Genomic DNA, 7081 nt, shown 5'->3' on the forward strand with positions numbered 1-7081 from the left:
CCCTAGCTCCCCCTCTCCCCCTCTCCCTTGCTCCCTAGACCAAATACTTCGCTAACAACAACTTCAATTTCTCCTTCGTCTCGGCGGGGACTTTGTCCAACGGCGTAATCACCGCAAACTTCAACGCCGAATGCGCCTCCGAGACGAAGGGGTTTTCGCTGAGACGGCGCACCGCGTCGCGAATCACCTTTTGAGCGTTTTCGGCGTTGCGGTGTAAGTTCTGAATTACCATCTCTACGGTGACGCTGTCGTGGTCGGAATGCCAGCAGTCGTAATCGGTCACTAAAGCTAAGGTGGCGTAGGCGATTTCTGCTTCTCGAGCGAGTTTGGCTTCGGTGAGGTTGGTCATGCCGATGATGGTAGCGCCCCAACTGCGATATAACTCCGATTCGGCTTTTGTGGAAAAGGCCGGCCCTTCCATACAAATGTAGGTTCCGCCTCGGTGAACGGACGCTTCGCCGAGGTCGATGCTATCGGCGGCTTCAGCTAAAACACTCGCCAGTTGAGGACACACGGGATCGCCAAAGCCAATGTGAGCGACGATACCGTCCCCGAAGAAGGTGGCGACGCGATCTTTGGTGCGATCGATAAACTGGTCGGGAACGACTAAATCGATGGGTTTGACCGCTTCTTTTAACGATCCCACCGCTGAGGCGGAGATGAGATAGTCTACGCCGAGATGCTTCATGGCGTAGATGTTGGCGCGAAAGGGCAGTTCTGACGGGAGAAGGTGGTGGTTGCGGCCGTGACGGGCCAGAAACGCGACGCGAGTTCCGTCTAGAGTGCCGAGAACGATGGCGTCAGAGGGATCGCCAAAGGGGGTTTCGACGCGCACTTCTTCGATGTCTTGGAGCGCCTCCATTTTATAGAGTCCGCTACCGCCAATAATGCCAATTTTTGCTTGATTCATAGAATTTTGCGTTAATTTCGATCGTTTGATGTTGACAGTTGACGATCGCCTCGAACGTTACGGTCGTCGAGCGTTGCTAAACCTGTCAGGTCGAGCCATCGTGCCGAATCGCAGCGTTAGAACGGACGCCAAAGTGCGTAACAGTCCGTGATTTATTGTTCGGTGTTCTTGGCAAAAGAGCAAGGTACAAATTTTGTATAGTTTGTCAGTGACTTCGATCGCGAAAATTTCTTTACACGATCGCGTGTTTTTGTGTCAACGATCGCACTCTTTCTTTACGCATTCTTTAAATAGAATGTTAATATGACAGGTGAAGGTTTACAGAATCTTTAAAAACCATGACTGCCAGGATGACTTCCGATAACTATTCCTTGGAGCAAGTGGTCGAACGGATCTGTACGTTGCGTCAAATTACTGCCGTCGATCGCGATTTATTGACCTCTGCACTCCTATCTCGTCCCGCGATCGATCGCCGAGAACGCAACCTGGTCGATCGCGTTTTTGAAGGACTCGATCGGGGCTGGATCTGGGTTGCTGACTGAGATTTCCGACCCTCTATTCTAGAGCGATCGCGTTAGTAACTGCGAGTTTTTACGCACTCTTTATAATTACTTTACAAATCGTATCGGGAAATACGGATCGATCTCGGTAAAACAAGTACTGTTCGGGGTTAAAGCTTCCGAATTGACTCAAGCGAGCGGAATCGAGCGATCGCGAACGATGACCCCCAAAACCTCCCTTCCCCAACTCTCTCTGACGCAAATTGTCGAGCGGATCTTCGCGTTCCGTCAGATTACCCCGATCGATCGCCAACTGCTCCATCGCGCCGTTCTCGATCGAAAATCCCTCACTCCGGCTGAATATCAACTCATCCAGCAACTGCAAGACGCCTTACATCGGGGTAAAATTTGGATCGCCGACGAATCAAGCCGGTCGTAACAGCCACACTCCCGTTTGCGTCATCCCCGATTCGTCCGGCCGCACCATCAAAAAGTGCAATCCTTTCGCCTGTTGTTGGCGTTGGTGGTAAGTCCGTGCCGCTGCCTGCACTTCAGAATCTTCAAACGTTGCCAACACCCAGCGATCGCTCAGTCCGGCTTCCAAAATCAACCCGTCTGGCGCACCGGGAATGTAATTCACTGCGACGGGATTCACTGAATCGAGCCATTGTGCCAGTTGCATCGATCGACGTCCGCCGTCGATAATCACCCCCGGAACTGACTGCGTTGAAGCCACCCCCAGCGTCACGGGATGTAGGAGTTCCGGCAGCGATCGAAAGCGCATCGGACGCGACGCCACGTTTTCGAGATCTCCAGCGGGAATCGACGCAAACCGCCAGCGATCGCCCCATAATTCTTCAGGAACCGGAACCGGTGCCGGACGGGGAACCGCCAAAGGATCGTACACCTCTGCCGTGTAACCGGGAAGTTGTCGATAGTCTTCGGCGCGTTTGAGCAACCATCGCTTCAAGGTTTCCACCCGCCGCGTCGCCTCCACCGCCACGCCTAACTTGTTTCCCGCCGCTTCGATTAAACTCAGGGATTCGGGACGAAAGACTTGCAAGCAGTGCGGAAGCGACGGTGAAGCCTGTTGGAGTTGCGCCGCAATCCAATCGGAATTGGCTTGCGATTGCGGACACCAGGCTTGAAAGCGAAAGTTTGAGGTGCGATCGCAGGCTAACAGTTCCCAGAGGGTCTCGCCAGACTCGTCTCGAACTGGACGACGAAAAAAATCAACTTGCCAAACAGTCATACATCAGGTCAAAAATTGCAGCTTTGGGGAGTGTATCTCAATGTAGGTCGATTGCCAGAAACCGGGTATCTCCAAAATACCGGATTTCTGTTTTTTTTGTATGTTGGTGCCGGTGCGTGACGCGGTAACCCCATTGACCTGACTGCGGCCAATTTTTCTAGTACATTGGCGGTGCGCCTCTTTCAGGAAAGAGTTAAGAGTGGAAAGTGAAGAGTTAAACAGAAATTCCCACTCTACACTCTGCCCTCTTCACTCTACACTGTAAAAAGCAGAAGCGGTGCGTAGCACTTTCGACCACCCTATTGTTCGAGTCACGCACCCTTGTCTATAGGCGGTGTACATCGGCGGTGCGTGACGATTTATAGGTCTAAGGATTTACTCCCTATTGTTCGAGTCACGCACCCTACAGGGTAATCGGAGATTCGACGTAAACTGTCGGTTCTTTTGAAGAAAACTCGATTCCGAAGCGACTCAGCTTTTGCGAGATCGTCTCGTTGGCTAACTCTAACAACCGCTTGCGAAGTTGAATCGAATTTTCGTTCGATCCCAGAATAAAAAAGGTTACGCGAGCTTGCATAGCTTTATCTTCACTGATGCGATCGAACGTAATGTTCGTACTGCCGGGATCGATCCCAAATACCGAGTTTGTCGAGTCTGTAACCACTTCTCGCACTAACGCCATATCTTGCTCGTCGAGAGGTTTGAGGAAGTCGAGATAAATCATCGACATTACCTTTTTAGCTCGGGTGAGGTTTTCGATTTCAATGTTGACGAGAATTGAGTTGGGAACCACAAATAACGTACTTTTTGCTGAAGTCCGAATTTTAGTCGAGCGAATCCCGATCGATTCGACTCGTCCCAACTGTCCGTCTTTCAAGCGAATATAATCGCCAGGAACGAAGGGGCGATCGAGATACAGTACGATGGTACTGAGAACTTGTTCTAAAATTTTCTGAGCGGCAGCAACTAAGGCTAAGCCACCGAGTCCTACCCCTGCAAACAAGCCTAACAAGTTGAGTTGTTGACTTTGAGCGTAAGCGAGAATCGCAAAAAAGCCGATAAGGACGTTCGCCACCGTCTCGAAAACTAACAGGAGTTCGTCAACTTCTAACCCCATCCGTTTGAGGAGATCGATTCCGTAAATTCGCAAAATCTGTTGTAACAGCTTTGAGATTAACCAAGCGATACTGGCAATAACGGCTAAATCTAAAAACGGGCTGATAAACTTGTAAAAACTCTTGTAATCCTCGAGCCAAACTGAGGATAGAGAAATCAAAACCAGCGTTCCCGACACCCGTAGAGGATTTTTAATCGGTTGGATGAGAGTGTCGTAGGTGCGAACTACCGTATCGGCGAAAAAGCGATCGAGGAACCAGCGAACGATCCTCGGCGTAAATCGTCCGAGCAACAACGAAATTAGAGTGAAACTGAGAAAAATCAACAAATTGAGGACGTTCGCCTCAGATAACCAAACAATTCCTCCGTTGAGGAACTTCATTCCCTCTGAAATATTCATGCAACGTAGTGAATTAAATAGTAATGGGAGAATCTACATAGACAGTCGGACCTTCGCTCTCGAATTCCGTACCGTACTCTTTGAGCTTTTGAGTGATTTTTTGATTGGCCGCATCGAGGACTTGTCGGCGAATTTCCATCGAAACGTTCCCAGAACCCAGAATGAAAAATGTCACTTGAGATTGAGTTTTGAGACGACCGTTTTTATCGGGAACATCTCGAAACGCAACATCAGTGTTTCGCGAATCGATACCGAAAATATCAGCGGTTCCCCGAACGATAACTTGACGGATCAAAGCGCGTTCGTCTTCAGGAAGTTGGGTTTGAAAATTAAAGTAGAGAATTGCCATCACTTTTTTCGCCCCCGTGAAGTTTTCGATCGTCATTTGAGTTAAGGCGTTGTTGGGGACGATCGCCAAGGTTCCTTTTCCCGACAGTCGAATTCGCGTCGATCGCAATCCGATCGATTCAATGCGTCCGAAGGTTCCATCGGGCAATCCCACGTAATCGTCGATGGTAAAGGGTTGGTCTAAGTATAAAACAATTCCGCCGAGAACCTGTTCTAAGGTTTTTTGAGCGGCAAAAGCAACCGCTAAACCTCCAATTCCCAAACTCGCTAACAATCCCAGTAAATTGACATCGTGGGCTTGGGCAAAAATAAAAATTGCCAGTAAGGTAACGGTTAAATTCGAGACGACCTTACCTAAATTGAGGAGTTCGTTAATTTTCGTGCCTTTTTTAATGACGATGTCGAGCAGGTAAACGTCGAACAATCGTGCAAAAATGCGGGATAAAAACCACACTAAGGTAACAGACAACCCCAAACTGGTGACGAGTTCCCAACCTCTGGGAATCTGAAGCCGAAACACCAGCACTTCTGCAACGATAAAGCCAAAAACAAACCCCAATTCTGTTAAATGGGGCTGAATTACGATGTGGTAAAAGTTGCCGAGTTTGGAATTTTGAAACGATGCAGACGCACGCTTGAGGAGCGGACGCAGTACCAGAGCGATCGCCAACGTAAATAATACGCCGATCGCGATCGATCCCCATTGAAACAGACGCTCGATATCGAGCGTTTCGGGTAAATTTTCAACCATCGAACCTTGCTTGTATCGGTATAAAGTTGTTGAGTTTCAACCGAACGAGGCTTTGCTAAAACTCGAACCTCGCGAACTTGCATCTTCGAGAGCGCCTCTGACACAATAAACGACAATCTCGCTTGCTCACTGTCAGCCAATTCGACATGACCCTAGCCGAAAGCTCTCCTCAAGCAACGTCTGTCAATCCGTTCTTTAACCTCACTTACGAGCCGAATTTTGAATCGTTAGGAGAAGGCTACTACGATATCGTCGCTGCTGCCGAATTTCCGACGCATATTGTCCGTTTTCGCAACGATCGCGTACTCCCATTACTGGGTCTCGACCCCGTTCGCGTTTCTAACCACCATTTTATCGAAGCGTTCGGTCAATTTCGAGCGAGTTTGCCACTGCTGGCGATGTGTTACCACGGATACCAGTTTGGCGAGTACAACCCCCACCTCGGCGACGGACGCGGTTTTCTCTACGGACAAGTTCGTGGAATCGACGACGAACTCTACGACTTCGGAACCAAAGGGAGCGGTACGACACCCTACTCTCGCAGCGGCGACGGACGACTGACGCTCAAAGGTGGCGTTCGGGAAGTTATCGCCGCAGAAACTCTCGAACGCATGGGAGTTCGCACGTCCCGCTGTTTGAGTGTCATCGAAACCGGGGAACGTCTGTGGCGGGGTGACGAACCCTCTCCAACGCGATCGTGTGTCATGGTTCGCATGAGTCGATCGCATATTCGTTTTGGAACCTTCGAGCGATCGCATTATTTACGCCGTCCCGACTGGACGACAAAACTGCTCGATCTCGTTATCGACACCTATTATCCCGAAATCGATCGCCAGGAAGACCCCGAAAACGCCTACCCTCGATTTTACGCCGCACTGGTGGCGCGAGTGGCGCGGTTGGCGGCCGAATGGATGGCGGCGGGGTTCTGTCACGCCGTCCTCAACACCGATAATATGTCCATTACTGGGGAAAGTTTCGATTACGGCCCTTACGCCTTTATTCCCAACTACGACCCAAAATTTACCGCCGCCTATTTCGACTATTACGGCCGCTACAGCTACGGCAACCAACCCCTCGTCTGTAAACTGAATTTAGAGATGTTACAAGCACCCCTCGCCTGTGCGATCCATCTCGAGGCGATGCAAGTAGCCTTAACGGAATTCGACGAAATCTATCACCGAAACTATCGCCAGTTAATGCTTCGTAAGTTGGGACTGGCCGATATTTCCACAGAAGACGCCGAAGAATTGGTGAAATTGACCGTCGAGGTGTTAGAACAAAACGAAGTCGGCTATCACGACTTTTTCAGTCAGCTTCGCCAGCAGTTTGCTCCACAATGGCGGGACGACGAAACTGCCATCTTTGCCAACGCCGAACCTTCAGAAACCCTGAAACCCTGGCGACTGGTTTACCATCGGATTTTACAAGGACTTTCCACAGAAGAACTCGAAGCCGTCAGCGATCGATTGCGAGAGGCCAATCCCTTGGTGGTTCCAGTCCGTCCAGAAATTGAGGCGGTGTGGGAACCGATTACTGTCGAGGATAACTGGCAACCGTTTTACGATTTATTAGAGCGAATTTGGCACTAATTGGGGCTTGCTGAACAAAACTGAAATGTAGACCCAGTAAGGGTTTTGGGACTTTTTTTCAGAAAATGGTGCAAAGTTTTCCGATCGAGAAGCTCAAAAACCTTGGATTTTCGTCGGCGATTACCGATTCAATTGGGAAGCTAGAGTCCAAAACGACCATTGGGCAAGCTGTACGGCATCAGAATTCGCTCTGGAGACTTATTCAGCAAGCCCTA

Annotated in this window: 8 protein-coding genes; 4 read left to right on the plus strand and 4 right to left on the minus strand. The window is 49.9% G+C overall.

Annotated elements, in window-relative coordinates; translation table 11 throughout:
* Nucleotides 1-34 precede the first annotated feature (34 nt).
* A complete protein-coding gene (locus tag POG22_RS18875) occupies nucleotides 35-910 on the minus strand; it encodes an S-methyl-5'-thioadenosine phosphorylase (RefSeq protein WP_498906799.1) in 876 nt (291 codons plus the stop codon).
* Between the two features lie 28 nt (nucleotides 911-938).
* On the opposite strand from POG22_RS18875, the gene POG22_RS18880 reads away from it, so the two are divergent.
* From POG22_RS18880 to POG22_RS18890, 3 genes are all read left to right on the plus strand, one after another.
* Entirely contained in the window at nucleotides 939-1061 is a 123-nt protein-coding gene (locus POG22_RS18880; RefSeq protein ID WP_017661176.1) for a hypothetical protein, read from the plus strand.
* Nucleotides 1062-1248: 187 nt separating this feature from the next.
* Nucleotides 1249-1452: a hypothetical protein gene (locus tag POG22_RS18885; protein ID WP_035492548.1), complete on the plus strand. Its 204-nt coding sequence runs from the start codon at nucleotides 1249-1251 to the stop codon at nucleotides 1450-1452.
* 142 nt (nucleotides 1453-1594) lie between these two features.
* Nucleotides 1595-1849, plus strand: coding sequence for a hypothetical protein (locus POG22_RS18890; RefSeq protein ID WP_498906800.1), 255 nt, complete (start codon nucleotides 1595-1597; stop codon nucleotides 1847-1849).
* On the opposite strand, the gene POG22_RS18895 is transcribed toward POG22_RS18890, so the two are convergent.
* From POG22_RS18895 to POG22_RS18905, 3 genes are all read right to left on the minus strand, one after another.
* Nucleotides 1835-2662, minus strand: coding sequence for a Tab2/Atab2 family RNA-binding protein (locus POG22_RS18895; RefSeq protein WP_498906801.1), 828 nt, complete (start codon nucleotides 2660-2662; stop codon nucleotides 1835-1837). The two genes, POG22_RS18890 and POG22_RS18895, sit on opposite strands and share 15 nt — an antisense overlap.
* 403 nt (nucleotides 2663-3065) lie before the next feature.
* Entirely contained in the window at nucleotides 3066-4178 is a 1113-nt protein-coding gene (locus POG22_RS18900) for a mechanosensitive ion channel family protein (RefSeq protein WP_498906802.1), read from the minus strand.
* 13 nt (nucleotides 4179-4191) lie between these two features.
* Nucleotides 4192-5277 (minus strand): mechanosensitive ion channel family protein, encoded by a 1086-nt coding sequence (locus POG22_RS18905; RefSeq protein WP_063715673.1) that lies wholly within the window; start codon nucleotides 5275-5277, stop codon nucleotides 4192-4194.
* A gap of 146 nt (nucleotides 5278-5423) precedes the next feature.
* Here POG22_RS18905 and POG22_RS18910 point away from each other — a divergent pair, with 146 nt between their 5' ends.
* Nucleotides 5424-6866, plus strand: a complete 1443-nt coding sequence (locus POG22_RS18910; RefSeq protein WP_063715672.1) for a protein adenylyltransferase SelO — start codon at nucleotides 5424-5426, stop codon at nucleotides 6864-6866.
* The last annotated feature ends 215 nt before the right edge of the window (nucleotides 6867-7081 follow it).

The sequence above is a fragment of the Geitlerinema sp. CS-897 genome (genome assembly GCF_028368005.1).
Taxonomy (GTDB): Bacteria; Cyanobacteriota; Cyanobacteriia; order Cyanobacteriales; family Geitlerinemataceae; genus Baaleninema; species Baaleninema simplex.

What these genes read in the sequence shown, in the direction of transcription:
- POG22_RS18875 (WP_498906799.1), bottom strand. Translation starts at nt 910, where the DNA reads ATGAATCAAGCAAAAATTGGCATTATTGGCGGTAGCGGACTCTATAAA.
- POG22_RS18880 (WP_017661176.1), top strand. Translation starts at nt 939, where the DNA reads ATGTTGACAGTTGACGATCGCCTCGAACGTTACGGTCGTCGAGCGTTG.
- POG22_RS18885 (WP_035492548.1), top strand. Translation starts at nt 1,249, where the DNA reads ATGACTGCCAGGATGACTTCCGATAACTATTCCTTGGAGCAAGTGGTC.
- POG22_RS18895 (WP_498906801.1), bottom strand. Translation starts at nt 2,662, where the DNA reads ATGACTGTTTGGCAAGTTGATTTTTTTCGTCGTCCAGTTCGAGACGAG.
- POG22_RS18900 (WP_498906802.1), bottom strand. Translation starts at nt 4,178, where the DNA reads ATGAATATTTCAGAGGGAATGAAGTTCCTCAACGGAGGAATTGTTTGG.
- POG22_RS18905 (WP_063715673.1), bottom strand. Translation starts at nt 5,277, where the DNA reads ATGGTTGAAAATTTACCCGAAACGCTCGATATCGAGCGTCTGTTTCAA.
- POG22_RS18910 (WP_063715672.1), top strand. Translation starts at nt 5,424, where the DNA reads ATGACCCTAGCCGAAAGCTCTCCTCAAGCAACGTCTGTCAATCCGTTC.